Source organism: Cellulosimicrobium sp. CUA-896 (genome assembly GCF_001942335.1).
GTDB lineage: Bacteria > Actinomycetota > Actinomycetes > Actinomycetales > Cellulomonadaceae > Cellulosimicrobium.
This window is the reverse complement of sequence record NZ_MKKH01000011.1, coordinates 47887-74568: the sequence shown is the minus strand read 5'-3', so window position 1 is coordinate 74568 and position 26682 is coordinate 47887. Positions and strand designations below refer to the sequence as shown.

The following is a 26682-nucleotide window of genomic DNA, read 5'->3' as shown; positions in this document are numbered from 1 at the left end:
CCGTCAGACGACGACGTTGACCAGCTTCGGCGCGCGCACGACCACCTTGCGCACCGGTGCGCCGTCGATCGCGCGCACGACGTTCGGCTCCGCGAGCGCCGCGGCCGTCAGGTCCTCCTCGGAGATCGACGGCGAGACCTCGAGCCGGCCGCGCACCTTCCCCTTGACCTGGACGACGCACGTGACGGTGTCCTCCACCAGGTACTGCTCGTCCGCCGTGGGGAACGGCTCGTGGGCCAACGACTGCTCGTGGCCGAGACGCTGCCACAGCTCCTCGGCGAGGTGCGGCGCGACGGGCGCCGTCATGAGCACGAGGGGTTCGACCGCCTCGCGCGGCACGCGGTCCAGCGAGGTGAGGTGGTTGTTCAGCGTGATGAGCTTGGCGATCGCGGTGTTGGGCCGCATGTGCTCCATCTCGACGCGCACGTCCGCGATCGCGCGGTGCACCGCGCGCAGGGTGGCCGGCTCGGCGGGATCGTCGGTGACGGTCACCTCGCCCGTGTCCTCGTCCACCACGTTGCGCCACAGGCGCTGCAGGAACCGCTGGGACCCCACGACGGCGCGCGTCTCCCACGGGCGCGACAGGTCGAGCGGGCCCATGGACATCTCGTAGACGCGGAACGTGTCGGCGCCGTACTCGGCGTACATGTCGTCGGGCGTGACGACGTTCTTCAGCGACTTGCCCATCTTGCCGTACTCGCGCTGGACGGCCTCGCCGTTCCAGCGGTACACGGACTCACCGGAGCCGTCGGCCGCGGGCTCCTCGGTGACCTCGGCCGCGGGGACGTACTGGCCGCGCGCGTCGGTGAAGGCGTACGCCTGGACGTAGCCTGGTTGAACAGCCGGTGGAACGGCTCGAGGCTCGACACGTGGCCCAGGTCGTAGAGCACCTTGTGCCAGAACCGTGCGTACAGCAGGTGCAGCACCGCGTGCTCGACGCCGCCCACGTACAGGTCGACCCCGCCCGCGCGTCCCGCCGACGGGTTGTGCGCCGGACCCATCCAGTACCGCTCGAGGTCGGGGTCGACCACCGTCGCCTCCGCGGGGCCGCCGTCGGCCGCGGCGTCCACCGGGTCCGCGACGCCCGACCACGTCGGGTCGAGATAGCGCAGGTAGTACCAGCAGGAGCCGGCCCAGTTCGGCATCGTGTTGGTGTCGCGACGGTACTCCTTCGGCCCGTCGCCGAGGTCGAGCGTGACGCGCACCCAGTCCTCGTTGCGCCCCAGCGGGGCCTCGGGCGAGGACTCGGCGTCGTCGGCGTCGAAGGTCCGGGGGGCGTAGTCCGGCACGTCCGGGAGCTCGACGGGCAGCAGGGAGTCCGGGACGGCGACCGGGCGGTCGTCGGAGTCCCACACGATCGGGAACGGCTCCCCCCAGTACCGCTGGCGGCTGAACAGCCAGTCGCGCAGGCGGTACGTCGTCGTGCCCTCGCCGAGGCCCTTCGCGACCAGCCAGTCGGTGATCGCGCGCTTGGCGGCCGGCACGTCGAGGCCGTCGAGCGAGACCTCGTCGTTCGACGACGCCACGACGACCCCGTCACCCGTGTACGCGCCCGTGAAGTCCTCGGGCAGGCCGCCCGCGGGCTCGACCGTGCGCACGACGGGCAGGCCGAACGCCTCGGCGAACGCGTGGTCGCGCTCGTCACCACCGGGCACGGCCATGATCGCGCCGGTGCCGTAGCCCATGAGCACGTAGTCGGCGGTGAAGACGGGGATCGTCGCACCGTTGACCGGGTTCACCGCGAGGTGGCCGGTGAAGACGCCCGTCTTCTTCCCCGCGTCGGCCTGCCGCTCGACCGCGGTCTTCGCGGCGGCCTCGCGCCGGTAGGCGGCCACGGCCTCGACCGGCGACGCGTGGCCGCCGGTCCAGGCGCTCGAGGTCCCGTCGGGCCAGTGCGCCGGGACCTCGTCGAGCAGCGGGTGCTCGGGCGAGACGACCATGAACGTCGCACCGAACAGCGTGTCGGGACGGGTCGTGAAGACCTCGACCTGCGTGCCGGCCTCGGCGGCGACGTCGTTCGCCCCGTCGCCGGTGCCGAGCACGGCGAAGCGCACGAGCGCGCCCTCGCTGCGGCCGATCCAGTTGCGCTGCATCGCCGTGACCTTCTCGGGCCAGTCGATGAGGTCGAGGTCGTCCGCGAGGCGGTCCGCGTACGCGGTGATGCGCATCTTCCACTGCCGCAGGCTGCGCTGGAACACCGGGAAGTTGCCGCGCTCGGAGCGGCCGTCGGCGGTGACCTCCTCGTTCGCGAGCACGGTGCCCAGCCCCGGCGCCCAGTTCACGGGCGACTCGTCGACGTACGCGAGGCGCTGGGAGTCGACGACGGCGCGGCGCTGGTCGGTCGTCAGGCCCGCCCAGTCGGCGCCCTCCTCGACGCCCTCGACGCCGGCGGGCACGGGTCGCGTCCCGTCGGCGAGCTCGGCCTCGAGCTCGGCGATGCGGCGGGCCCGACCGCGCCCTCCGTCGGGGCGCGAGGCGTCCGGGTCGTACCACGCGTCGAAGATCTGCAGGAAGATCCACTGCGTCCACCGCACGTACTCCGGGTCGATCGTCGCGAACGTGCGACGCGAGTCGTGCGCGAGGCCCAGGCGCCGCAGCTGGCGCCGCATGTTGGTGATGTTCGCCTCGGTCGTCGTGCGCGGGTGCTGACCGGTCTGCACCGCGTACTGCTCGGCGGGCAGGCCGAACGCGTCGTAGCCGAGGGCGTGCAGCACGTTGTCGCCGCACATGCGCCGGAAGCGCCCGACGACGTCGGTCGCGATGTACCCGAGGGGGTGGCCGACGTGCAGGCCCGCGCCGGACGGGTACGGGAACATGTCCATGATGAAGTACGGGCTCGCGCCCCGCGGGCCCTCGCCCGCGCCGTCCGTGAGCGGCCCCTGCGGGTTCGCGGCGAAGAACGTGCCGCGCTGCTCCCACAGCTCCTGCCACTTGAGCTCGATCTGCTCCGCGAGCGCCGGCGTGTAGCGGTGGGCGGGCTCGTCCGGCCGCGCGGGCTGACCGGGGGCGTGCGTGATCTCGGTGGCGTCAGGGGTGGTCACCCGGCCGATTCTACGACCCGGGGACGGTGGCCGGCGGCGCGCCCGTGGGCGGGTCCCGTGGCCGACGGGACCCTGCGTGACAGGATGGCGCCCGTGATCGTCGTGACGACCAACGAGGTCCCCGGGTACCGCGTCGACGCCGTGCTCGGCGAGGTGATGGGCCTGACGGTGCGCGCCGCGAACCTCGGCGCGAACGTCGTCGCGAGCTTCCGCTCCCTCGGCGGGGGCGAGGTCAAGGAGTACACGCGGCTCGTGCACGAGTCCCGCCAGGAGGTCATGCACCGCATGGTCGAGGAGGCGCGGCGCCGCGGCGCGAACGCGGTCGTCGGCATGCGGTTCGACACGGGCGAGATCGCGGCGTCGTTCTCCGAGGTGTGCGCCTACGGCACCGCGGTCGTCGTCTCGCCGATCCCGGCGGGCGAGGCGGGCGCGACGGCGCAGTCGGCGCACCTCGCGGGTGCGGGGCCGCAGGACGCACCGGACCGGCCCACCGCCTGACGCCTCGTCCCGGCCGCCGGGGACGGCGGACGCTCAGAGGCTCGCGAGCAGGTGCGGGCCCATGACGAGGAACACCCACGCGACGAGGGCGACGTAGCCGATCGCGAGGAACAGATGGCGGTTGCCGACGATCGTGCGCCGCGCCCCTTCGCCCACCCGCAGGTGTCCCTCCTGCACCGCGTGGACCACCTGGTACCAGAAGAGCGGGAGCATCGCGGCCCACACCACCATGCAGTACGGGCACAGCGCGACGAGCGCGTACAGGCTCGTCCAGACGAGGAACACGACCAGGCCGATCCCGACGGTCGTGGCGCCGAGCAGGGACAGCCAGTACCAGCGCGGCAGACGCGCCCCGGCGAGGACCACCACGCCGGTCGTGATGACGACCGGGAACGCCGCGACCCCGATGAGCGGGTTGGGGAACCCGAGGAGCGAGCCCTGCCACGAGTCGATCGCCTTGCCGCAGTCGAGGAAGACGCTGAAGCTGCACGACATCACGTGCTCGGGGTTCATGAGCTTGAGGTACCGCTCGACGGCGAGCGCCCCGGACGCGACGAGCCCCACGGCGCCGAGCACCACGAGGATCCAGCCGAGAGCGCGCGAGCCCATCGGGCGGGGCCCGAAGGCCGTCGGCTCGAGCCGGTCGGTGTCGGGCCCGACGCCGGTCGCCGCGGTGGCGCTCTTGCTCACAGGACGCTCCTCGGGGGTCGCCGGCTCCTCACCGGGCTGCAACGGCGCGCACCGGCGTGCGCGGTGCGGCCCAACCTACCGCGCCTCGCTGGGTCCTCGCTGTGAGCCCCGCGGGCTCAGCCGCCGGCCGCGGTCCGCTCCTGCGCGCGGTCCGCGTCGTCGTCGGTCACGGTCGCGACCACGACGCCCGCCGGGCGGCGACCGAGCAGCACGAGGATCGCCAGGCCGGCGAGGGTGAGGACGACGCCCGTCCATGCCGGCGCGAGGTAGCCCCACCCGGCGGCGATGACGAGTCCGCCGAGGTACGCGCCGCTGGCGTTGCCGACGTTGAGCGCGGAGTGGCACAGCGCCGCGCCGAGCGACGGCGTCCGCGGCGACAGGTCCATGAGCCGCGTCTGCAGCGCGAGGCCGAGCACCTGCGAGGTGACGCCGAGGAGGAAGAGGGCCGCGACCGCGGGCGCCGGGTGCTGTCCGGTGAGCGCGAAGAGGACGAGCGCGAGTGCGGTGGAGGCGAACCCGAGGTAGACGGTGCGCTGCACGGACCGGTCCGCGAGCCGGCCGCCCACGAGCGTGCCGACGGTCATGCCGACGCCGAACACCGCGAGCACGACGGGCACGGCACCGGAGGAGAGCCCCGTGACGCGCGTGACCGTCGGCTCGACGTAGGAGTAGACGGCGAACATGCCGCCGAAGCCGACCGCGGCACCGACGAACGCCGTCCACAGCGGGCCGTTGCGCAGCGCGCCGAGCTCGCGGCGCACGCTGGACACCTCGTGCCCCGCGCGGGCCGGGACGAGCCACCACAGCGCGGCGAGGGTCACGAGTCCGAGGACGCCGACGAGGACGAACGCCGCGCGCCATCCGAGCTGCTGCCCGACGAACGTCGACAGCGGCACGCCGACGACGTTCGCGATCGTCAGGCCGGTCATCATCATCGCGACCGCGTGCCCGCGCCGGCCGGGGCCGGCGACCGCCGCGCCGACCGCGGCCCCGACGCCGAAGAATGCGCCGTGCGGCAGGCCCGCGAGGAAGCGCCCGGCGACGAGGGCCTCGATGCTGCCCGCGGTCGCGGAGAGCACGTTGGCGAGGGTGTATGCCGCCATGAGCACGACGAGCAGCGTCTTGCGCGGCAGGCGGGCGGCGAGGACGGTGAGCAGGGGCGCGCCGACGACCACGCCGACGGCGTACGCCGTGATCGCGTGCCCCGCGGTGGGGATGCTCACGTCGAGGTCGCCCGCGATGTCCGAGAGCAGGCCCATCGTCGCGAACTCGGTCGTGCCGATGGTGAAGCCGCCCATCGCCAGCGCGAGCAGCGCGGGGCCGGGGCGCGTGGTCGGCGCCTCCTGCGGTGCGGTCATGGCTCCTCCGGGGTCGGGTCGTCGGGCCCTCGAATCGATTCGAGGAAGCATCGGCGTCGACGGCGACGAAGGATGCGGAAGCCGCCAGTCTAGGCGGACGCGGCGGCGTCGCGCACGACCCACACGTGCTCGGCGGCGCGCAGCCCGAGCTGGGACGGCGCCGTCGCCCCCTCGCCGTCGGCGCCCGTCCACACGACGGTGAGCGTGCCGGCGTACTCGCGGCGCCCGGTCACGGCGACGTGGGTGTCGAGACCGACGCCCAGCTCGGCGAGGTAGCGCAGCACGTCCGGGTCGGCGTCGGAGATGCGCGCGACGGTTCCCCGCTCCCCCGTGCCCAGCTCGGCGAGCGGCACCGCGGGCGGGCGCAGCACGACGCGTCGGCACCGGGGATCGGGTCCCCGTGCGGGTCGCGCGTGGGTCGCCCGAGGCGCGCGTCGATGCGCTCGACCATGAGGTCCGACACCGCGTGCTCGAGCACCTCCGCCTCGTCGTGCACCTCGTCCCAGCCGTAGCCGAGCTCGGAGACGAGGTAGGTCTCGATGAGGCGGTGCCGGCGCACCATCGCGAGCGCGAGGGACCGGCCCCGCTCCGTGAGCGCGATGGCCCCGTACGGCGCGTGCTCCAGCATGCCCTGCGCGCTGAGCCGGCGGACGGTCTCCGAGACGGTGGACGCGCCGACGCCCATGCGCTCGGCGAGGAGCTTGGTCGTCACGCGCTCGTCGGACCACTCCTGGGCGGACCAGACCACCTTGAGGTAGTCCTGCGCCACGGGGGTGAGGTCGTCCGGACGGTCCACGCCGACAACCCTAGGCCACGGCAGGCCGCGGCAGGCCATGCCAGGCCATGCCAGGCCCTGGCAGGCGACGGCTCTGTCACGCCGCGGAACGCGTGAGCGCGAGCCGCATCTCGACCGTGCCCTCGTCCTCCACCTGCACCGGCCCGGAGGGCGGCAGGGCGATCCCGTAGTCGGAGAACCGCACGGCGATCGCGCCGCGCAGCTCGACCCCGTCGCCCGAGCGCTGCGCCTCGAGCGCGACGGTCACCGGCTGCGTCTCGTCGAGGATCGTCAGCGTCCCGCGCGCCTCCAGCTCGACGGGCTCGTCCGAGCGCTCGACCTCCTCGACCTCGAGGGGCGCGGTGAGCGTGAAGACCGACGTGGGGAAGACGTCGGCCTCGAGCGCCTGGCGCAGCACCCGGTCCGGCACCGCGCTGCCGGTCTCCAGCGTCGCCGTGCGGACCTCGACCCGTCCCGCCGTCGCCTCGCCGGCGTCGACCTGGACCCAGCCCGCGACGTCGTCGGTGCTGCCGACGACGGTCCGCTCGTCGGCGGGGGCGTCCTGCAGGGTGGCCCGGAACCCCGCCGCCGAGCCCGGCCCGACGGACCACCGGCCGTCCACGTCGAACGGTCCCGGCTCCGGCTCCTCGACGTGGGGCGACGGCTCGGCGGACGTCTGCAGCCCGAGCGGCGGCGGGGTCCTGCCCTCGGAGAGCTCGGTCCAGACGAACGGCGCGAGGAGCACGACGACGAGCGCGAGGACCGCCGACACGACGATCCAGCGGTTGGTCCGGCTCATGCCCCCATCCTCCCGCGCGGCCGGCCGTGGGCGGAGGGCGACGCGCTCGTCACGTCCGGTCTCACCCGTCGTCGGCGGGTGATTCGGTGGTTCCCGGCGTCCCGGGGTCGGCCGGCTGGCCGGTGCCGGCGGGCGCGTCCGACCCGGACGGCGAGGCCGGGTCCGCCGGCACCGCGGTGGTGACCACGGGAGCCGGTGCGGGCCACGGCAGGCGCGGCCACACGCTCGCCGACATGTCGGTCCCGACCTGGACGAGCTGCCAGTCCACGAAGCGACGCTGCTGCGGGTCGAAACGCAGCACGGTCATCTCGGCCGTGCCCTTGAGCGGCCCGATGCGCAGCTCGTCCTTGACGGCTCCCGCGGTGCTGCCGCTCACGTAGCGGACCCCCTGGCCGAGGCGCTCGGGGCCCGAGCGCGTGTGCATGTGGCCCGAGATCTGGTTCGGCACGCAGCCCGACTCGAGCGCCTCGTTGCCCACGCGAGGGGTGTGGATGAGCAGCAGGTCGATGCCGTCCGGGGCGGCGCACGCGGTCTCGGCCATGCGCGCCGCGTACTCCTCGGGCGTCTCCTCGCGCGGGGGCTTCGGACCGAGGTCGCCGAGGCGCGAGTCGAGCGGGTCGCGGTCGCCGAGGATGCGCAGGCCGCCGACCTCGACGACCTCGCCCTCGAGCACGGTCTGGCCGTTGGCCCGCTCCTGGGCCGAGGTCTCGACGCTGTCGTGGTTCCCGTCCGCGACCACCACGGGCACCCCGTCCGGGACCGCGCCGGCGAACGCGTCCACGCAGTAGGACTCGACCGACGTCCCGTTCATCGTCGTGTCGCCCGCGTTGAGCACGACGTCCGCGTCCGACCGCTCGGCGACGGTCCGGATCAGCGGCGCCATGCCGATGTTGCAGTGCAGGTCGCTGAGGAGCAGGAGCGTGACGAGGTCCTCCTCCGCCGCGGGCTCCGGAGCGGGTGCGGAGGGGATGTCGGTCGGGTCGTCGGTCGGCTCCTCCGGCCCGGCGGGGTCGGCGGGGTCGGCGGCCGCGTCGCCGGGGGCGGCGGTACCCGGCGCGGCCTGCGGGCCCGAGCCGGGCGCGTCGCCCTGCTCCTCGCCGGCGTCGGACGTCGCCTCGGAGGCCGGAGAGGGCTCCTCCGCAGGCGCGGCGCTGCCCGCGGCGACCGTGCGCGGCGCGGTGAGCCGCTGGATCCGCGCCCGGCGGTCCCACGCGGCGACGAGGTTGTCGTTGGCGCGCGCGTAGAAGTCCTCGTTCTCGCGGTAGAGGTCGATGAGCATGCCGCCGTAGGTGTCGACGACCCCGGACAGGCGGCCGGTGATCCGGGCGCCTTCGAGCGGCGTGCCCGCGAACACGGCCGACGCCGGGCGGGACGGGCCCTGCGTCGTGGCCGGGTCGCTCGCGGACAGCGACGCGCCGACGAGCGCCACCAGCACGACGCTCGCGGTGGTCTCGTAGGTGCGGGGCGCGACCGCCCGGGTGAGCTCGCGACGCCGGGCGGCACCGAGCAGCAGGTACATCCCCGCGCCGGCCGCCCCCACGACGAGGATCGCGAAGCCCGTGCGGCGCAGCGCGTCGACGACGAGGGCTCGCGCGACGGCGCCGATCGTCTCCTGCGGGCCGCCGAAGAACCGCAGGTAGTCCTCGAGGTCCTGCTCGAGCCCGGCGAGCGAGTCGGCCTGCCCGACGGCGATGAAGTCCGCCGGGATCTCCTGCACCGTGACGTCGACGCCGAGGTCCAGGGGCAGCGGCGAGTCGATCCGCAGCGTGCCGAGCGGGCCGAGGTCGACGACGACGACCCCGTCGGTCGACACCTCGTACCGGGCCTCGTGCGGCCCGAGGCTGTTCTCGGTGGTGGCCGTCGTCACGCCCCACACGACGCACGGCACGAGCGCTGCGACCACGCCGAGCGTCCAGCGGAGCCAGCGTGGCGGGGTGCGGTGCGTGGTGTTCATCGGAGGTCAGCCTTGCTGATCGTATCGCCGACCGCCAATCGCTCGGACGGTCAGGACCGTGCGTGCCGCAGCGTGACGAGCGCCGTGGCCGCGGCGACCAGCATGAGCACGACGCCGATGAGCGACGTCGTGCCGACGCCGCTGCCGAAGGCGGCGTGCGCCGAGTCGAGCAGCGTCTGCGCGGTCCCGGCGTCGAGCGTCTGCGCGACCTGCGTCGCGCCACCCAGGGTCTCGGCGGCGGCTGCGGCGTCGGTGTGGGGGACGCCGTCGGGCACCACGACGTGCGCGTGGTACGACGCCGTGAGGATGCTCCCGAGCACCGCGGTGCCGAGCACCGCACCCACCTCGTACGCCGTCTCGGAGATCGCGGACGCGGCGCCCGCCTTCTCGGCCGGGACGGACGAGACGATGAGGTCGTTCGACACGGTCTCCGCCGCACCCACACCGAGGGACAGCACGACGAACGCGGCCACGAGGAGCACGAGGGTGCTCTCCCCCGCGCCTACGGCGACGACCGCGTAGCCGGCCGCGGAGAACAGCAGCGCGACGGCGACCACGTGCGCGGGCCGCACGTGTCGCACGACGCGCACCACGAGCAGCCCGGCGGCGACCATGACGGCGAGCCCGGGCAGGAGCGCGAGCCCGGCCTCCATGGGCGAGAGCCCGAGCACGAGCTGGACGTCCTGGGAGACGAAGAACAGGAAGCCGACGAGCGAGAACACGGACAGCAGGTTGACGAGCACGGCACCGCTGAACGCGCCGCGCGTGAAGAGCCGGACGTCGAGCATCGGGTCCGGGCGGCGCAGCTGGCGCCGCACGAACAGCGCGCCCGCGAGGAGCCCGACGGCGAGGCCCGCCAGGGCGAGGGTGCTCGGGCCGGACTTGGCGAGCGTCTTGATGCCGTAGACGACCGGGGCCATCGTCGCCATGGCGAGGGCGATCGAGAGCGGGTCGATGCGCCCGGGCGCGGGGTCGCGGGACTCGGGGACGAACGCCGGGGCGAGGACGAGCAGGACGACGAGCACGGGCACGGCGAGCAGGAACACCGATCCCCACCAGAAGTGCTCGAGGAGGAACCCGCCGACGATCGGGCCGAGCGCCGACCCGGCCGCGAACCCCGACGCCCAGATGGCGATCGCGAGCCGCCGCTCCTCGCGGTCGGTGAACACGTTGCGCAGCAGCGACAGCGTCGAGGGCATGAGCATGGCGCCGAAGAACCCGAGCCCCGCGCGCGTGGCGACGAGCGCCTCGGCGGACGGCGCGTAGGCGGCCACGGCCGAGACGGCGGCGAACCCGAGCGCGCCGGTGAGGAGCAGGCGACGGCGCCCGACGCGGTCGGCGAACGACCCCATGGGCACGAGCAGGCCCGCGAGCACGAGCGGGTAGATGTCGATGATCCACAGCAGCTGCGTGCCGGTCGGGCGCAGCGCCTCGGAGATCTGCGGCAGCGCGAAGCTCAGCACGGTGTTGTCGATCGACACGAGCAGCACCGGGAGCATGAGCACCGCGAGCGCGAGCCAGCGGCGGCGCGCGCCGGGTGCGGCCGAACCGGGGGTGTCGACGGGGCGGGTCGAGAGAGGGATCGCCGTCACGACGAGGTCCTTCCACGTGGGTCGGACGGCCGGGGCGGCGCGGTGGCGCCGAACTTCCAAACCGTCCAGACGGTATAGTAACGGTACCAGCGGACGTCTTCCATCCGCCGAGCGTGGTGACGTCGGGCACCACGGTTCGGCGCACCGCTCCCGACTACCCTCGGAGCCATGCCACCACCCCCCGCCGCCCGCGCCAAGGTGCTGCACGCGTTCGCCGCGCTGCTCGTGGAGAACGGCGAACGGGCCGCGACGATCGAGGCCGTCGCCGAGCGCGCCGGGGTGTCCAAAGGCGGGCTGCTGTACCACTTCGGGTCCAGGGACGCGCTCGTCGACGGGCTGATGGAGCATCTGCGCGAGCTCACCGACGCCGACGCAAAGCCATGCGAGCGGCGCCCGCCGGGCCGGTCGACTACCTGCTGCGCACCTCGACCGTCGTGGACAGCGAGTTCGAGCTCGTCTACCTCGCCGTCACGCGCCTCGCGCAGGGCGCGTACCCGCACGCACGCGCCGCGCTCGACGCCGCCCACGACGCCTGGACCCGCGCCGTCCTCGACGAGGTAGGCGACCCCGTCGTCGCGCGCGCCGTCGTGCTCATCAGCGACGGCCTGTACGCCCACGCAGCGCTGACCAGCTCCCCTCCCGCAACCGGCGCCGGCACCGGTGGCGGCCCGACGTCGGACGCCGGCACGGAGGAGCCCCTCGCCTTCCGCGCACCCCGGCCGGGCGAGGACGTCGACGATCTCCTGACCCTCGTCCGCGAGGTCGTCGCGATGCGGAACGCCAGGACGACCGACGGAGTGTAACACCTCTCGCTGCGGTGTTACTCTGCGTGTCATGCCCACCGTCAAGCCGCGGCACGCGATCACGGAGACCGAGTCCGTCGCCCGTGCGCTTGCGGTCGCGCGCCGACGATGGCCCGGTGAGCCGGCCACCAAGCTCCTCACCCACCTGATCGAAGAGGGAGCGTCAGCCGTCGAGCGCGAGGAGGCCGACGACCGCGCCGACCATCGACGCGCTGTCGCGGCTCTCACCACGCTCGGCGACTATTACCCCGACGGCTATCTCGACGACGTCCGTGCGGGATGGGACGAATGATCGTCGCCGACGCGAACGTGGTCATCGCGGTGTCGAAACCTGGGCACGTCCATCACCATGACGCCACCCGCATCGTGCGCGATCACGGCGTCGACGGCATCGTCCTCCACTCGCTGACGATGGCCGAGGTGCTCGTCGGGCCCGCGAAAGCGGGTGCGCACGCACAGGCGCGCAGACTCCTTGCTGCGGCCGGCTTCGCGCTCTCCCCTACAGGTGATCCGACTCCTGAGTCCCTCGCGCTCGTCCGGGCCACCACGTCGCTGAAGATGCCCGATGCCTGCGTGCTCGCGACCGCCGAGCATCTCGACACCGCGCTCGCCACGTTCGACGCGCGCCTCGCCCGGGATGCCTTCGCCCGCGGGGTGTCGATCCACGGGCTACACGGCTAACTGTCCAGGCCTTCGAGGTCGGTCAAGGTGTCCGGGAAATCAAGTCAGACTCCCTTGCCCGCGTCGTCGAGGTGAAGGCTGGGTCGACGGCGAGGTCGGAGCTGCGAAACCGCGGGTTCGCCCTTGCGAGGTGGCGAAACGTCACAAGCGCTGCGGGCACTCCGGCGATAATCATGATCGCAAGAAGGTGCGCGGCCCCTATCGCCACGAAAAGGATGGCGGCGAGAATGCTCATGGCGTATGCGGCGAACATGCCCCGAACTCGTGACCGGTGAAGGCTTGCTTGCAGAGCCGTAAGCTGCTCGGCACCATCCATCGAACATTCTCCAACATCCTCCGACTCCGCCGCACCGTCAACCGCCCGGACGGGGCGGTGCTGATGTCCGCTATCGCCCCCGCCACGCCTTCACGACGCGCTCCCTCGTCACCTGCTGTCCGTCGACATCCGTCGCGAAGGTGACCGTGACCGGCACGTCCTGCATCTCCGTGCGGAGCGGGTAGGCCTGGTAGGCGCTCGCGCCCGGCGCGACGTCGTGGAACGTGCGACTGCCGAGCGGTGTGTCGATCGTGACGTCCGCCAGGGTGTCGTCCTCGTTGAGCACCCGGACGGCGAGGTACGGCTTTCCCGCGAGGTATCGCTCGCGCGCCTCCACGCTGAAGTGCGGACCCGGGTCGTCGGCGCACGGGTCAGCCGTCGGCGCGTCCTCCCAGAGCGCGCGGTGGTAGCGCGAGTAGGCGCCCCGTCGACCTGGACCGTCGTCCCGAAGACCAAGTCGATGTCGTCGAGCCTCCAGTCGGGTGTGTGGTGCGGTGAGACGGTGCCGTCCTCGTTCGTGATGAAGGCGGGCCACGGCTGGCGGCTCTCGAACGGCTGGCCGAAGCCGGCCGACCCGTACACGACGTCGTACGCGGCGTCGGGCCCGACCCAGTCGAGAGGAGCGAGTCGGGGTCCGCGCCGGGCGGCGGCGTCACCACGACGTCGACGTACGGCGCGCCCTCGACGCACACCGGCGTCACCGAGACGACGTCGAGGTCGCACTCGGGTCGCACCACCGCGTACCAGCCGAGGAGCACCTGCCCCTCCCCAGCCGACTGCCACTGGTCCAGCCCCGCCCACGGGAAGGCGTACCCGGGCGCGGCGGTCGCGAGGATGCCGTCCGCGGTCCGCACGTAGGAGACGGCGTCCGTATCCGCCGGGAGCACCACGTCGTCCGGGGTCCCGCTGCACGACGTCACCGCGGCCGGCGTCTCGGGCAGCACCTCTCCCGGCTCGGTCCAGCACGGCTCCGACTCACCCGACTCCGTGCGGTCGAGGGTGTCGTCCTCGGCGTCGACGACGACCTCCCACGTGTGCGTCGCGTCGGCGCCGATCGTCCACGACCCCCAGAACTCGTCCCACTCGTTCACGACGCCGTCGGCGAAGGGAGCACCGTCGAGACGCACCTCGACCCTCGTCCCCGCCGGGTACCCGGCCACGCTGACCCAGAGCTGGTCGCAGTACGCACCGACGTCCACGCGCAACCGCGGGTCGACGTCGCACGGCTCCGTGACGCCCTCCCACACCTGGTCGAGCGCATCGTCCGCGGCGTCGAGCGTGACGGTCCAGGTGTGCGCGACCGTCCAGTCGATCAACCAGCTTCTCCCGTAGTAGCCCTCGACGGGATCGTCCGTCACGGTCTGCCCGTCGACCGAGACCACCAGTCGTGTGTCCGCCGGGTAGGACGCGGCGTGCGCCGTGACCTCGCCGCAGGAGGCGTACGCGTAGGCGTAGCGGTCCGGGTCGACGTCGCAGGGCGTGGTCGTGCCACCGTCCGAGAAGTCTCCGTCGCTCCCCTCGGGCGCGTCGACCACCACGCTCCACTCGTGAGGTGTGGACCAGTCGAACCCGCGCCAGGCGGAGTACCAGCTGCCCTCCGTGGTCTCGACGACGCTCTCGCCGTCGACGGTGGTCGTCACGGTGGTGCCGTCCGGGTAGCCGTCGAGCATCACGTCGAGCGACGAGCACGTCGTGGAGACGGTGGGAACGGCGGCGGAGGCGGACGGTGCGGCAGCGAGGCCGAGCCCGCCGAGGGCCAGCACCGTCCCGACGGCGCCGGCGATGAGCTTCTTCACTCGAGTGGGGTCCTTCGTGCGAGGACGGCAGGGCCGTCGTGAATCGACCTGCGCATTCAAGCAAAAAACCCACAACCGGACAGACGCGGCGCGAACTTCCCCCGGCGTGCTTCCGGTCCGTCGCCTCAGCCCGCGTACGCCGCCCGCAGCGGACCGAGGTCGAGCTTGGTCTGCGTCATCATGACGTCGACGACGCGCTGGACCTTCGCGGCGTCGGGGTCCTGCAGCATGGCGAGGAACTCGACAGGTACCACCTGCCAGGACAGCCCGAACTTGTCCTTGAGCCACCCGCACTGGGACTCCGCGCCGCCGTCGGCGGTGAGCACGGACCAGTAGTGGTCCACCTCGTCCTGCGACTCGCACTCGACGATGAACGACACCGCCTCGGTGAACGTGAACTCGGGTCCGCCGTTGATGGCGTCGAACCGCTGGCCGGCGATCTCGAAGCTTGCCGAGACGGGCGTGCCGTCGGGCTGGCGGTACACGTCGCCGACCTTCGCGTCCGGGAACACGCTGGTGTAGAACTCGACGGCGTCCTCGAGGTCGCCGTCGAACCACAGGCTCGGGATGATCGCGCGCATCGTGCTCTCCTCGTCGTCGGCGACGACCCGTGCGGCCGTCACTGCTCCGACGCCGCACGCGCGGCGAACTCATCGGCCCGGCGACGAGGCGGTCACTAGGCGGAGGCCTTCTTCCGCGACGTCGACCGCGTCGACTTCTTCTCTGAGTTCTCTGAGCCCTTCGTGGACGACGTCGACGACGAGCTCTTCGACCGCGAAGACCCCGAGCTCTTCGTCCCCTCGGAGCCCGACGACGTGGCGGTCCTGCGCGACGACCCGCCCTTCGCCGTCGTGCCCGAGCTGCCGGACGACCCGCCCGACGAGCCGCGCGAGCCCGACCCGCCCGAAGCGGTCTTCTTCGCGCTCTTCGACGACTCGACGGACTTGCGCAGGGCGTCCATGAGGTCGATGACCTCCGCGCCCTCGGCCTCGGCGGGCTGCTCGCCGAACGTCTCGGACACGTCGACGCCCTCACCCTGCTCGATCTTCGCGTCGATGAGCTGGCGCAGCTGCGCCTGGTACTCGTCCTCGTACTCCTCGGGCGCGAAGTCGGCCTCGAAGCTCGCGACGAGCTGCGACGACATCGCGAGCTCCTTGTCGGTGACCTTCGCCGGCTCGTCGAGCGACGGGAACGCGGCGTCGCGCACCTCGTCGGCCCACAGCAGCGTCTGGAGCACGAGGACGTCGTCGCGCACGCGCAGCGCGGCCAGTCGCGTGCGCTGGCGCAGGGCGAACTTCACGATCGCCGTGCGGTCCGTCTCCTCGAGCGTGCGGCGCATGAGCACGTACGCCTTGTTGGACTTCGAGTCGGGCTCGAGGTAGTAGCTGCGGTCGAGCAGCAGCGGGTCGATCTGCTCCGTCGGCACGAACTCGACGACCTCGATCTCGCGGCTGCGCTCGGCGGGCAGCGCGTCGAAGTCCTCGTCGGTGAGCATCACGGTCTGCTCGCCGTCGGTGTACGCCTTCGCGATGTTCTCGTACGGCACGACCTCGCCGTCGATCTCGCACACGCGCCGGTAGCGGATGCGGCCGCCGTCCTTGTCGTGCACCTGGTGCAGCGGCACGTCATGGTCCTCGTCGCGGAGTAGACCTTGACGGGCACGTTGACCAGGCCGAACGTGATCGCACCCTTCCAGATGGCCCTCATCGCTCCATGGTGGCGCGCTCGGTGCCCTCGCGCGACCCCTCGCACCCGGACGACGCCGTGCGCCTCCAGGCGGAGAAAGAGGCAGACGCTGTCGGACCCCCGCGCCATGATGGTCGAGGACGGGCGGTTCGCGGGCGAGCGCAGAGGTGAGCACGGTGGCGGGTACGGGCAGGAGCACGGCGGCCGGCACACGGTTCGAGTTCGAGGCCGAGCTGTGGCGCTGGCAGGCGCGCACGGACAGCTGGGTGTTCCTCGCCCTCCCCGAGCAGGTGAGCGACGAGATCGCCGACCTGCCCCTGCCACCGGCCGGCTTCGGCTCGGTCAAGGTCGCGGTGACGCTCGGCGGGTCCCGCTGGTCGACCTCGATCTTCCCGGACGCGGGTCGCAGGACCTACGTGCTGCCCGTGAAGGCGGCGGTGCGGCGCGCGGAGAAGGTCGACGTGGGCGACGTCGTGCGCGTCGGCGTCGAGACGCTCGGCTGACCGCGGCCGGGGTCGTCGGTCTCGGCGCCCGCGCCGTCAGCCGTCGCGGCGGCGCTCGTGCAGCGCGTCGTCCATGACGACCGCGGTCCGCAGGAACGACTCGATCATCTCGCGCGGCGTCGCGAGGGTGTCGCTCGCCTCGGGCGCGGTCGGGCGCCCGCCGTCGAGCTCGCGCACCTCGTCGTGGATGCGTTCCATCGTCGTGTCAAGGGTCGCGGCGACGTCGGCGGCGAGCTTGAGCGCGTCGGTGAGGTGGCTCGGCACCTCGCGCTCGTACTTGTAGTAGATCTTGTGCTCGAGACTCGCCCAGAAGTCCATGGCGATCGTGCGCAGCTGGATCTCGACGACGACGTCCTCGACGCCGTCGGAGAGGAAGACCGGCACCTCGACGATGAGGTGCAGGCTCTTGTACCCGTTCGCCTTGGGGTGCGCGATGTAGTCGCGCTCCTCCACGACGGTGATGTCGCGCTGGCCGACGAGCATGTCTCGCACCCGGTAGATGTCCGAGACGAAGCTGCACGTGACCCGCACGCCCGCGATGTCGCACAGGTGCTCGCGCACAGCCTCGGGCGTGAGCGCCACGCCCTTGCGCCGGGCCTTCGCGGCGATCGACTCGAACGACTTCAGGCGCGACCCGAGGTGCTCGATGGGGTTGTCGTCGTGGACGAGACGGAACTCGTCGCGCAGCACGGTGATCTTCGTCATCACCTCGTCGATCGCGAACTTGTACGTCATCATCAGGCGGCGGAACTCCTGGACCTGCGCACTCAGGTCGGCCGGCAGCGGCGTGTCGGCCGTCGTTCGCGTCACGTCGTTCCCTCTCGTCCACCGGGCGTCCGCCCGCCGCTCGGCCGTCGGCCGCGCTCTCCACACTGTCCCACGATCGGCGGCGCCGGGAGGTTCCCGGCGCGCGGACGCTCGTCGTGCGCGCCACGATGACCCCATGCCCTCCGCACGGTCCTCGACGACGCGCACCGCCGACGGGTCGTCCGGCCAGACGGTGAGCGTCGACGGCCACCGGCTCCGGCTGACGAACCTCGACAAGGTGCTCTACCCCGCGACGGGCACGACGAAGGGCGACGTGCTCGCCTACCTCGCCGGCGTCGCGGACGTCATGCTGCCGCACTGCGCGAACCGGCCCGCGACGCGCAAGCGCTGGCCCGACGCACGGACGGCCAGGTGTTCTTCCAGAAGAACGCCGGCCAGGGCGTGCCGTCGTGGGTGCGCACCCGGCGCATCCAGCACAGGAGCAGCGCGAACGACTACGTGCTCGTCAACGACCTCGCGACGCTCACCTGGCTCGGCCAGACGGCGTCGCTCGAGCTGCACGTGCCGCAGTGGCAGTTCGGCCGCACGGGCGTGCACCTCGACCCTGACCGGCTCGTGCTCGACCTCGACCCCGGGCCGGGCGCCGGGCTGGCCGAGTGCGCGGAGGTCGCCCGGCTCGCGCGGCAGATCCTGCTCGGCATGGGGCTCGACCCGCTGCCCGTGACGAGCGGGTCCAAGGGCATCCACCTCTACGCGGCGCTCGACGGCAAGCAGGACGCGGAGGCGGTCTCCGCCGTGGCGCACGAGCTCGCGCGCTACCTGGAGGCGGAGCACCCGGACCTCGTCGTCAGCGACATGAAGAAGTCGCTGCGCGGCGGCAAGGTGCTCGTCGACTGGAGCCAGAACAACGCGAACAAGACGACGATCGCACCCTACTCGTTGCGCGGCCGCGAGCGCCCCATGGTCGCCGCCCCGCGCACGTGGGACGAGCTCGACGACCCGGACCTGCGCCACCTCGACGCCGACGAGGTGCTCGAGCGCGTGCGCACGACCGGCGACCCGCTCGCGGCCCTCACCGCGGGCCACCTCGCCGCGCTCGAACCGACGCCCGAGCGGATGGCGACGTTCGACCGGCTCGCGACGTACCGGTCGATGCGCGACGCGGCGAAGACCCCCGAGCCGGTCCCCGACGACGCTCCCCCGCCGAGCGCGGGCATGACCTTCGTCATCCAGGAGCACCATGCCCGGCGCCTGCACTGGGACTTCCGGCTCGAGCACGACGGCGTCCTCGTCAGCTGGGCGCTGCCGCGCGGCGAGCGACGGACCCGAAGAAGAACCACCTGGCCGTCCAGACGGAGGACCACCCGCTCGCCTACGGATCGTTCGAGGGCACCATCCCGCACGGCGAGTACGGTGCGGGCGAGGTGACGATCTGGGACGCGGGCACGTACGAGCTCGAGAAGTGGCGCGACGACGAGGAGGTCATCGTCACGCTCCACGGCGAGCAGCACGGCACGCGACGTCTCGCCCTCATCCACACGCGCGGCCGCGGCGGCTCCGGCGAGGAGAACAACTGGCTGATCCACCTCATGCGCCCGCGAGGTCGGGTCGGTCGCACGGTGGTCGGGGCGCGGAGGCCGAGGAAGCGGCGCCGGGACCTGGGCCACGGGACCAGGGCGACACGGAGAAGGCGGGTGGGCGGCGCGCGCCGGGTCGTGGCGGGTCTGGCGGGAGCGGCGAGGGACGAGCCGCGGATGGTAGACCCGGCGCGCGCCGCCCGTCCGCCACCCCACCCGACCACGACCCCGACCCCGACCCCGGCACCACGGAACCGTCCCGCGCCCGCACGGACTGGCGGCCGATGCTCGCCTCGCCGGGCCGTCCGTCGGACTTCGCGGACGGCGACGACGCGTGGGCGTTCGAGATGAAGTGGGACGGGTTCCGGGCGCTCGCCGAGGTGTCGGCGGGCGCGGTGCGGCTGGTCAGCCGGTCGGGCAAGGACATGACGGTGACGTACCCGGAGCTCCAGGCGCTGGCGGAGCAGGTGCCCGCGGACACGCTGCCGCTCGTGCTCGACGGCGAGATCGTCGCGCTCGACGCGCGGGGGCGCCCGAGCTTCCGGCGGCTGCAGCAGCGGGCGAACATCGCGAAGCCGGGCGACGTCGCGGCGGCGCGGCGCTCCGTCCAGGTCGACCTCATGGTCTTCGACGTGCTGGAGACCGGCGGCCGGTCGCTCGCGAAGCGGACCTACGACGAGCGCCGGGAGGTGCTCGAGGACCTCCTGGCCGGGGCGGAGGCGCCGGTGCACGTGCCGCCGGCGTTCGACGGCGACCTCGACGCGGCGATGCGCACGTCGAGGCGGCTCGGCCTGGAGGGCGTGGTCGCGAAGCGGCGCGACAGCACGTATCTCGCCGGTCGCCGGTCGCAGCAGTGGCTCAAGCTCAAGCACGCGCAGTCGCAGGAGGTCGTCGTCGTGGGCTGGCGGCCGGGGCACGGCGAGCGCACGCACCTCATGGGCTCGCTGCTGCTCGCGGTGCCGGACGGCGACCGGCTGCTGTACGTGGGACGCGTCGGCTCGGGCTTCAGCGACGCCGAGCGGCGCGACCTCGTCACCGAGCTGGGCAGGATCGAGCGCTCGACGCCGGCCGCCGTCGGGGTGCCGCGCGAGGACGCCGCCGACGCGCGGTGGGTGTCGCCGCGCCGCGTGGCCGAGGTGGCGTACGGGGAGTGGACAGGGCCGCCGGAGGACGGGCCGGCCGGCGACACGCCGCTCGGCAAGCTGCGACACCCGGTGTGGAAGGGGTGGCGGCGTGACAAGTCCCCCGGCGAGGTGGTCGTCGAGCACCCCGCCGGGTGACCGTCCGTCAGGCGCCGGCGGGCCGCGGTGCCGTCGCGTGCGCGAGGGCCCACTCGAGCGCGCGGTCGGCGACGGCCTCCCACCCCGGGGCCGCGCACGTCCAGTGGTCACGGCCGGGCAGCTCGACGTACTCCGTCAGCGCCGGTGACCTCTCCCAGTGCTTCGCGTTCGAGCGGTTCACCGCCGGCGGCATGATGTGGTCCTTCTCCCCCGCGATGAACAGCAGCGGCGCGCGGTCGACGGAGAAGTCCACCCAGGTCTCCTGGCGGCCGGGCGTGAAGTTCGCGAGCAGGCCGTAGTCCCAGATCCACGCGCCCGGGGCCGGGATCGCGTACCGCTCCCAGACGGCCCGCGACTCGTCGCCGAGAGCGTGTTGGTGAACGCGTAGTGGAACTCCTCGGCCGTGAAGCCGACGGCGCGGTGCCGGTTCGCCGGGTTGCGCAGGGCGGGGAAGAGGGACCGCGCCTGGGAGGGCGGCGTGACTCGCACGCCCTCCGGCGGGGCCGAGTCGATCGCCACCCCCGCCGCCCGAGCCCGCGCGCGAGGAGCAGCTGCGTGAGCGTGCCGCCGAACGAGTGGCCGATGACGACCGGGGGCGCGTCGAGCGCCTCGATCACCCCGGCGAGGTGGTCGACGGTCTCGGGGACGGTGAGGTCCGCGATGACCCGCGGGTTCTCGCGCAGCGCCTCCACCTCGATCTCGAAGCCCGGGTAGCCGGGCGTGAGCACCCGCATGCCCTTCGCCTCGTAGTACGGGACCCACGCCTCCCAGCTGCGGGGCGTCATCCAGAGCCCGTGCACGAGGACGACGGTGTCGGGCGCAGCGCCGCCGGTCGCGTCGGGAGGTGTCACGGGACGGTCGGTGTCGGTCATGGCGCTTCCCTTCTCACGGGTGCTGGCCCCTCGCAGCCTCCTCGCCGGCGGGTCGCGCGCGGACCACGCGTCACGCGTAGTCCGTCAGCGGGCGGTGGCGGCGAGGCGTGCCCGGAGCTGGCGTCGGGACGAGACGCCGAGCTTGTGGAACACCTTGCGCAGGTGGTAGTCGACCGTGTGCGCGCTGATGAACAGCGTCGCGCCGATCTCGGCGTTCGTCCCGCCGTCGGCGGCGAGCCGCGCGACCGTCTCCTCCCGGGGCGTGAGCGGCGACCGACGGACGGCGCGGGCGTCGCCCGGCTCCGCCCCCGCCGCGGTGAGCTCCGCGCGCGCCCGTCGCGCGAACGCGGTCGCCCCCGCCGCCTCGAAGACGTCCTGCGCCGACCGGAGCAGGGCCCGCGCCTCGGCCCGTCTCCGCCGACGGCGGAGCAGCTCGCCCTGCAGGAGACGCGAGCGCGCAGCGTCGACGACCGCCCCGGCGTCGTCGAGGGCCTGCGCCGACTCCGCGTAGCGCGCGGACGCGGCGTCGTCCGTGCCGAGCAGCGCGCGGCAGCGCAGCGCCGTCCCGCGCGCCCACGGCGAGCCGTTCGCCGCCGCGACCGCCTCGAGCCGCTCGACGTGCCGTCGCGCCTCGGGCGCGCGCCCGGACCGTACGGCCGCCTCCACGAGGTCGGGCACCTGGAGGGGCGTGAGCTGGAGGAACGGGTCCTCGACGAGCGGTGCGAGGGTCGCGTACGCGTCCCGGTAGCGGCCCTCCGCCAGGTCGTGGACGGCGAGCGCGCCGAGCGCGGAGGCCTCGACGCCGCCGAAGCCCACGTCCCGCGCCGCCGCCGCGGCGCGCAGGACCTGCTCGCGCGGCGCGTCGACCCAGGCGAGGTGGGCGACGTTGACCACGTGCTCGCCGTCGTAGCCGATCGCCCGGCGCAGCTCGCGCACCTGCTCGAGGTACTGCTCGGCGCGGCGCGGCGTCCCGCCGGTGAGCTCGGCGAGCGACGACACCCACAGGCCGGTGTCCAGGGCCTGGAGCGACCCGGCGTCGCGCGCGGCCCGCGTCACCCGCGCGAGCCAGGCGTCCCGGCCGCGCAGGTCCCACAGCGCGGTCGTGAGGGCGACGCCCGCGGTGACGAAGGCGAGCGCACGGTCGTCGTCGAGCGCGTCGAGGGCGGCCGTCCCCCGCCGCAGCGCCGGGACGGCGGCCGCCTGGTCCTCCAGCACGAGGGCACCCAGGGCGCGCAGCACGTCCGACGTCGGTCCCGGTCGCACGGCCGCGCCCGCCTCCAGCCGCCGGCCGAGCTCGGGCAGCGTCGTCCCGCGCAGGCGCGGTCGGCCATCACGGCGTGCTCGAACGCGCGCACGAGGGCGTCCTGCTCGCGCGCCGCGTCGGTCCCGTGCAGCAGCGCGGCCGCGTCGAGCATGTCGGCGGCCGCACGGGTGACCACGGCGGGGTCGCTCGTGAAGAGCCCGAGGCCGACGCGCACCGCGACGACGCGGGCGCGGAGCACGGGGTCCGGCGCGACCGGTCCTTCGCGATCGGCGTCTGCCACCGGTCGGGCGGGCACCAGCCCGTCGAGCAGCGCCGCGCCGATCTGCGCCGCCCCGGCCGCCACCGCCGCCTCCGCCGCCGCGACCCGGCGCCGGTCCCGGTCCTGCCCCGGGGGCGTGAGCTCGGCCGCACGGCCGAGCACGCGTGCGCGGGAGACGACGCCGCCGCGAGCGCCGGCGGCATCGGCCACCGCCTCCAGGCGCTCGGCCACTCCGGCGTCCACGCCCACGGTCGCGCGCGCCGCGTGCCACGCGGCGAGCTCGGGGGTGCCGGCCGCGTGGGCGGCCCGCGACAACGCCGCGTGCACCCGGCGTCGCTCCTTTCCCCGTGCCGCCCCGTACGCGGCCGCGCGCACGAGCGGGTGCCGGAAGCGGGCCGTCGTGCCCAGCGCCACGAGGCCGAGGTCCTCGGCGGCCTCGCCGGCCCGCCCGTCGACGCCGAGCTCGGCGCACGCCCGCCCCACGAGCCCGAGGTCGCCCGTGCTGTCCGCCGCGGCGACGAGGAGCCACGTGCGCACGTCCGGCGCAGCGCCCCGGACCCGCTCCAGGTAGTGCGCCTGGAGGTGGCGCCCGACCGGCACCGGCTCCTCGGCCAGGCCCGAGTCGTGCAGCTCGCGCGCCGTGAGGTCGTGCGCCAGGTCGACGAGCGCGAGCGGGTTGCCGCCGGTCGCCCGCACGACGCGCGCGACGACGAGCGGGTCGACCGGCTCCCGCACGCGGGACGTGAGGAGCCGACCGGCGGACGCGTCGTCGAGGCCGCGCACGTGCAGGACCGGGATGCCGGCGACCGTCGCGTCGTGCTGCGGGTCGTCCCGGCACGCGAGCAGCACCGCGACCGGCTCCGCGTCGAGGCGGCGCGCGACGAGCGCGAGGACGGCTGCGGACTCCGCGTCGAGCCAGTGCACGTCGTCGACGACGAGCGCGACCGGCCCGTCGCGCCCGACGGCCGCCAGGAGCTCGAGCAGGCCCAGCCCGACGCCGAACCGGTCGGGAGCCTGTCCGGCGTCGAGCCCGAGCACGGTGCGCAGGGCACGCCGGTGCTGCGGCGGGAGGCCGTCGACCGTGCCGCGCCACGGCGCGACGACGCGGTGCAGCGCCGCGTAGGCGATCGACGACTCGGCCTCGAAGCCGTCGGCGTGCGCCACGCGCACCCCCGCGCCGGAGCCGACCGCCTCGGCGAGGAGGGCCGTCTTGCCGACGCCCGGCTCCCCGCGCACGACCAGGGCCCCGCCGTGGCCCGACCGCGCGGCGTCGACGACCGCGCGCAGCCGCGCGAGCTCGTCGTGACGCCCGAGGAGCCCGTCCGTCATGTCGCCACCCCTCCCGCCGGGAGCGCGCCGCGGGACGGTCCCTGCCGCCGACCGTCTGCGCCGGACAGTACCGGCCGCGACCGGCTCGGGACACCCCGTGACCGACGAGCGGACGGACCGATGAGTCCCGCCCGGCCCGCTCGTCTACCCGCGACACCGCCCCCTCGACACCGGAGGACCGCCATGAGCACCCAGATCTTCGTCAACCTGCCGGTCACGGACCTCGACGCCTCGAAGGCCTTCTACACGGCGCTCGGGTACACGATCGACGAGCAGTTCACGGACGAGAACGCCTCGTGCGTGGTGATCAGCGACAGCATCTACGTCATGCTCCTCACGGAGGCCTTCGCGAAGCAGTTCACGACCAAGGCGATCGCCGACGCCTCGGCGACCACCGAGGTGATCAACGCGCTGACCGCCGACAGCCGCGAGGCCGTCGACCGCCTCGCCGACGCCGCGCTCGCCGCGGGCGCGTCCCCGGTCAAGGAGCCGCAGGACGAGGGGTTCATGTACTCGCGCAGCTTCGCCGACCCGGACGGGCACCAGTGGGAGGTGCTCCACATGGACGCGAGCGCGCTCGAGGGCTGACGCCGCGACGCGGACCACCGGCCGGGCCGCGGCGGGGAATCGTCAGCGCGTGCGCGCCGTTGGGGCCCGTATGCGAGCCATCACCTACTCCCGCTACGGCGGTCCCGACGTCCTGCGCCTCACCGAGCTCCCCACCCCGAAGGTCGCGCCCGACTCCGTGCTCGTGCGCGTGCGCGCCGCGAGCGTCAACCCGGTCGACTGGAAGGTCCGCGAGGGGCACCTGGACGGCATCCTCGACGCCGTGTTCCCCGTCGTCCCCGGGTGGGACGTCGCGGGCGTCGTCGAGCAGGTCGGGCTCGACACGCCGGAGCTCCAGGTGGGTGACGAGGTGTTCGGCTACGTGCGCAAGGACGTCGTCGGCGGTGCGGTGTCCGGCGGGACGTTCGCGGAGCTGGTCGCCGCGCCCGTGCGGACGCTGGCGCGCAAGCCGGCGGCCTGGTCGTTCGAGGAGGCCGCCGCTGTGCCGCTCGCCGGTCTCACCGCGTACCAGACGATCCGGCGCGCCGGCGTCTCCTCCGGGCAGACCGTCCTCGTGCATGCCGCCGCGGGCGGCGTCGGGTCGTTCGCCGTCCAGATCGCCCGCGCGCTCGGCGCCCGCGTGATCGGCACGGCGTCCGAGCGCAACCACGACTTCCTGCGCTCCCTCGGCGCGGAGCCTCTCGAGTACGGGGACGGGCTCGCGGACCGGGTGCGCGGGCTCGCGCCCGACGGGGTCGACGTCGTCCTCGACTACGTGGGCGGGGACGCGCTCGACGTCGTGCCCGGTGTCCTGCGCGACGGCGGGACGGTCGCCTCCGTCACGGACCCGCGGGCGCGCGACGAGCTCGGCGGGCACTACGTGTGGGTACGGCCGGACGCCGCGGACCTCGCCGAGCTCGCCCGGCTCGGCGACGCGGGCGAGCTGCGGCCCGAGGTCGCCGAGGTGCTCGACCTCGCTGACGCGGCCGCCGCGCACGAGCTCAGCGCGACCGGCCACGTGCGCGGCAAGGTCGTCGTGCGCGTCTGACGCCGGCCGCCGGCGGTGGGAGGCTGGTCGGGTGAGCGACGACGACAGCACCACGCGTCCGCGAGCGCCGCCTTCGGACCGGACGTCTACGCGGCCCGGCGTGCCCGGGCGGCGGCGCAGGTGCGCGCCGCCGGCCTGGCGGGCCTGCTCGTGTCGCCCGGCCCCGACCTCGCCTACCTCACCGGCTACACGCCCACGGCGGTCACCGAGCGGCTGACGCTCCTCGTGATCCCGGCGACGCTCCTCGCCACCGGCCGGGCGTCCGTCGTCGTGCCGCTCCTGGAGCGCGGCGACCTGCGGCACGGCCCGGGCACGGACGGCCTCGAGGTCGTGCCGTGGCGCGACGGCGAGGACGAGCACGCGACCGCCGCGCGGTTGCTGGACCCGGACGGGACGTACGCGGTGTCGGACGCGACGTGGGCGCTGCACGTGCTCGGGCTCCAGCGCGCGCTCCCCCGCACACGCCTGGTGGCGTGCACCGACGCGGTGCCGATGCTGCGGGCGGTCAAGGACGACGTCGAGGTGGAGCGTCTCGCCGCGGCCGGCGCCGCCGCCGACGCCGCGTTCGCCGACGTCCTGCGCGTGCCCTTCGCCGGACGCCGCGAGAGGGACGTCGCGGCCGACCTCGACCGCTTCCTCCGCGAGCACGGTCACGACCAGGTCGACTTCACGCTCGTGTGCTCGGGCCCGAACGGCGCCGACCCGCACCACGAGGCCGGCGACCGGGTCATCGAGCCCGGCGACCTCGTGGTGCTCGACTTCGGCGGCCTGCGCGCCGGGTACGGCTCGGACACGAGCCGCACCGTACTGGTCGGCGGCGGCACCGACGAGGCGCTCCTCGCCGAGCAGCGCGCGGTCCACGAGGTGGTCCGCCGGGCGCAGCAGGCGGGCGTGGGCGCCGTCCGGCCCGGCGCGACGTGCCAGGACGTCGACCGCGCGGCGCGGGCCGTCATCGCCGAGGCCGGCTACGGCGAGCACTTCGTCCACCGCACGGGGCACGGCATCGGGACGACGACGCACGAGCCCCCGTACATGGTCGAGGGCGAGGACCGCCCGATCGAGCCGGGCATGTGCTTCTCCGTCGAGCCCGGCGTCTACCTGCCGGGCCGCTTCGGCGTGCGCATCGAGGACATCGTCGTGGCGTTCCCGCCGGACGTGCCCGACGGCGCGCGCCGCCTCAACACCTCGTCGCGCGCACTGCAGGTGGTCGGCTGACCGCGACGCCCCGCGCTCGCCGGGCGACGTCG

22 protein-coding genes and 6 pseudogenes are annotated in these 26682 nt (G+C 74.0%); 11 read left to right on the top strand and 17 right to left on the bottom strand.

The genetic code is table 11. The features are described 5' to 3' along the window. Positions 1 to 3: 3 nt before the first annotated feature. A pseudogene (gene leuS, locus BJF88_RS04885) lies at positions 4 to 3017 on the bottom strand (leucine--tRNA ligase). A 108-nt stretch (positions 3018 to 3125) separates the two neighbouring features. Between leuS and BJF88_RS04880 the strand changes: the two are divergent. Next, positions 3126 to 3539: a YbjQ family protein gene (locus tag BJF88_RS04880; RefSeq protein WP_369824488.1), complete on the top strand. Its 414-nt coding sequence runs from the start codon at positions 3126 to 3128 to the stop codon at positions 3537 to 3539. 33 nt (positions 3540 to 3572) lie between these two features. Here BJF88_RS04880 and BJF88_RS04875 read toward each other — a convergent pair whose 3' ends face one another. The 6 genes and pseudogenes from BJF88_RS04875 to BJF88_RS04850 form a co-directional block, all read right to left on the bottom strand. Continuing rightward, positions 3573 to 4229 (bottom strand): vitamin K epoxide reductase family protein, encoded by a 657-nt coding sequence (locus BJF88_RS04875; RefSeq protein ID WP_075827974.1) that lies wholly within the window; start codon positions 4227 to 4229, stop codon positions 3573 to 3575. A gap of 116 nt (positions 4230 to 4345) precedes the next feature. Then, complete coding sequence (locus tag BJF88_RS04870; protein WP_083648865.1) at positions 4346 to 5587, bottom strand: MFS transporter; 1242 nt, start codon at positions 5585 to 5587, stop codon at positions 4346 to 4348. Positions 5588 to 5676: 89 nt separating this feature from the next. Continuing rightward, a pseudogene (locus BJF88_RS04865) lies at positions 5677 to 6422 on the bottom strand (metal-dependent transcriptional regulator). 37 nt (positions 6423 to 6459) lie between these two features. Next, positions 6460 to 7161: a YceI family protein gene (locus BJF88_RS04860; RefSeq protein WP_075827973.1), complete on the bottom strand. Its 702-nt coding sequence runs from the start codon at positions 7159 to 7161 to the stop codon at positions 6460 to 6462. Positions 7162 to 7222: 61 nt separating this feature from the next. Beyond that, positions 7223 to 9115, bottom strand: a complete 1893-nt coding sequence (locus BJF88_RS04855; protein WP_075827972.1) for a metallophosphoesterase — start codon at positions 9113 to 9115, stop codon at positions 7223 to 7225. A gap of 50 nt (positions 9116 to 9165) precedes the next feature. Next, a complete protein-coding gene (locus tag BJF88_RS04850) occupies positions 9166 to 10698 on the bottom strand; it encodes an MFS transporter (RefSeq protein ID WP_075828053.1) in 1533 nt (510 codons plus the stop codon). 177 nt (positions 10699 to 10875) lie between these two features. Between BJF88_RS04850 and BJF88_RS23085 the strand changes: the two are divergent. From BJF88_RS23085 to BJF88_RS04835, 4 genes and pseudogenes are all read left to right on the top strand, one after another. Continuing rightward, positions 10876 to 10980: pseudogene (locus BJF88_RS23085) on the top strand (TetR/AcrR family transcriptional regulator); the annotation flags it as partial. 107 nt (positions 10981 to 11087) lie between these two features. After that, complete coding sequence (locus BJF88_RS21280; RefSeq protein WP_255371778.1) at positions 11088 to 11510, top strand: hypothetical protein; 423 nt, start codon at positions 11088 to 11090, stop codon at positions 11508 to 11510. A 31-nt stretch (positions 11511 to 11541) separates the two neighbouring features. Then, positions 11542 to 11802 carry a hypothetical protein gene (locus tag BJF88_RS04840; protein WP_075827970.1) on the top strand — a complete coding sequence of 87 codons (261 nt, stop codon included), beginning with the start codon at positions 11542 to 11544 and terminating at the stop codon, positions 11800 to 11802. Further along, positions 11799 to 12191, top strand: a complete 393-nt coding sequence (locus BJF88_RS04835; protein ID WP_075827969.1) for a type II toxin-antitoxin system VapC family toxin — start codon at positions 11799 to 11801, stop codon at positions 12189 to 12191. Before BJF88_RS04840 ends, BJF88_RS04835 begins: the two co-directional genes overlap by 4 nt. Before the next feature lie 22 nt (positions 12192 to 12213). On the opposite strand, the gene BJF88_RS04830 is transcribed toward BJF88_RS04835, so the two are convergent. From BJF88_RS04830 to BJF88_RS04810, 5 genes and pseudogenes are all read right to left on the bottom strand, one after another. Next, complete coding sequence (locus tag BJF88_RS04830; protein WP_075827968.1) at positions 12214 to 12444, bottom strand: hypothetical protein; 231 nt, start codon at positions 12442 to 12444, stop codon at positions 12214 to 12216. A gap of 133 nt (positions 12445 to 12577) precedes the next feature. Continuing rightward, positions 12578 to 12844, bottom strand: coding sequence for a hypothetical protein (locus BJF88_RS04825; protein WP_075827967.1), 267 nt, complete (start codon positions 12842 to 12844; stop codon positions 12578 to 12580). 34 nt (positions 12845 to 12878) lie between these two features. Further along, positions 12879 to 14303: a hypothetical protein gene (locus BJF88_RS04820; protein ID WP_075827966.1), complete on the bottom strand. Its 1425-nt coding sequence runs from the start codon at positions 14301 to 14303 to the stop codon at positions 12879 to 12881. 125 nt (positions 14304 to 14428) lie between these two features. Then, complete coding sequence (locus tag BJF88_RS04815; protein ID WP_255371761.1) at positions 14429 to 14926, bottom strand: VOC family protein; 498 nt, start codon at positions 14924 to 14926, stop codon at positions 14429 to 14431. Between the two features lie 53 nt (positions 14927 to 14979). After that, positions 14980 to 16010: pseudogene (locus tag BJF88_RS04810) on the bottom strand (Ku protein). Positions 16011 to 16165: 155 nt separating this feature from the next. Between BJF88_RS04810 and BJF88_RS04805 the strand changes: the two are divergent. Then, positions 16166 to 16492, top strand: a complete 327-nt coding sequence (locus tag BJF88_RS04805) for a DUF1905 domain-containing protein (RefSeq protein ID WP_075828051.1) — start codon at positions 16166 to 16168, stop codon at positions 16490 to 16492. Positions 16493 to 16528: 36 nt separating this feature from the next. Here the strand turns inward: BJF88_RS04805 and BJF88_RS04800 are convergent, their stop codons facing one another. Next, positions 16529 to 17230: a GTP pyrophosphokinase family protein gene (locus BJF88_RS04800; RefSeq protein WP_075828050.1), complete on the bottom strand. Its 702-nt coding sequence runs from the start codon at positions 17228 to 17230 to the stop codon at positions 16529 to 16531. Here BJF88_RS04800 and ligD (BJF88_RS04795) point away from each other — a divergent pair. Both ligD (BJF88_RS04795) and ligD (BJF88_RS04790) read left to right on the top strand, forming a co-directional pair. Further along, a pseudogene (gene ligD / locus BJF88_RS04795) lies at positions 17139 to 19188 on the top strand (non-homologous end-joining DNA ligase). The gene BJF88_RS04800 and the pseudogene ligD (BJF88_RS04795) overlap by 92 nt on opposite strands. Further along, a complete protein-coding gene (gene ligD, locus BJF88_RS04790) occupies positions 19122 to 20117 on the top strand; it encodes a non-homologous end-joining DNA ligase (protein WP_083648863.1) in 996 nt (331 codons plus the stop codon). Before ligD (BJF88_RS04795) ends, ligD (BJF88_RS04790) begins: the two are co-directional and overlap by 67 nt. Positions 20118 to 20124: 7 nt before the next feature. Here the strand turns inward: ligD (BJF88_RS04790) and BJF88_RS21275 are convergent, their stop codons facing one another. The 4 genes and pseudogenes from BJF88_RS21275 to BJF88_RS04780 all read right to left on the bottom strand — a co-directional run bounded on the left by BJF88_RS21275 (position 20125) and on the right by BJF88_RS04780 (position 23841). Beyond that, positions 20125 to 20370: a hypothetical protein gene (locus BJF88_RS21275; RefSeq protein ID WP_255371760.1), complete on the bottom strand. Its 246-nt coding sequence runs from the start codon at positions 20368 to 20370 to the stop codon at positions 20125 to 20127. A gap of 40 nt (positions 20371 to 20410) precedes the next feature. Further along, positions 20411 to 20902 (bottom strand): annotated as a pseudogene (locus tag BJF88_RS23080) (alpha/beta fold hydrolase); the annotation flags it as partial. A gap of 171 nt (positions 20903 to 21073) precedes the next feature. Next, positions 21074 to 21655 carry a helix-turn-helix transcriptional regulator gene (locus BJF88_RS21270; protein WP_255371775.1) on the bottom strand — a complete coding sequence of 194 codons (582 nt, stop codon included), beginning with the start codon at positions 21653 to 21655 and terminating at the stop codon, positions 21074 to 21076. A 386-nt stretch (positions 21656 to 22041) separates the two neighbouring features. Continuing rightward, the gene (locus tag BJF88_RS04780; RefSeq protein WP_255371759.1) at positions 22042 to 23841 is read right to left on the bottom strand and encodes an AAA family ATPase; all 1800 of its coding nucleotides are present in this window, start codon (positions 23839 to 23841) and stop codon (positions 22042 to 22044) included. Between the two features lie 183 nt (positions 23842 to 24024). Here BJF88_RS04780 and BJF88_RS04775 point away from each other — a divergent pair, with 183 nt between their 5' ends. The 3 genes from BJF88_RS04775 to BJF88_RS04765 all read left to right on the top strand — a co-directional run bounded on the left by BJF88_RS04775 (position 24025) and on the right by BJF88_RS04765 (position 26650). After that, positions 24025 to 24429, top strand: a complete 405-nt coding sequence (locus BJF88_RS04775; protein ID WP_075827963.1) for a VOC family protein — start codon at positions 24025 to 24027, stop codon at positions 24427 to 24429. 70 nt (positions 24430 to 24499) lie between these two features. Continuing rightward, positions 24500 to 25435 carry an NADP-dependent oxidoreductase gene (locus tag BJF88_RS04770; protein ID WP_075827962.1) on the top strand — a complete coding sequence of 312 codons (936 nt, stop codon included), beginning with the start codon at positions 24500 to 24502 and terminating at the stop codon, positions 25433 to 25435. A 15-nt stretch (positions 25436 to 25450) separates the two neighbouring features. Beyond that, a complete protein-coding gene (locus tag BJF88_RS04765; RefSeq protein WP_075827961.1) occupies positions 25451 to 26650 on the top strand; it encodes an aminopeptidase P family protein in 1200 nt (399 codons plus the stop codon). The last annotated feature ends 32 nt before the right edge of the window (positions 26651 to 26682 follow it).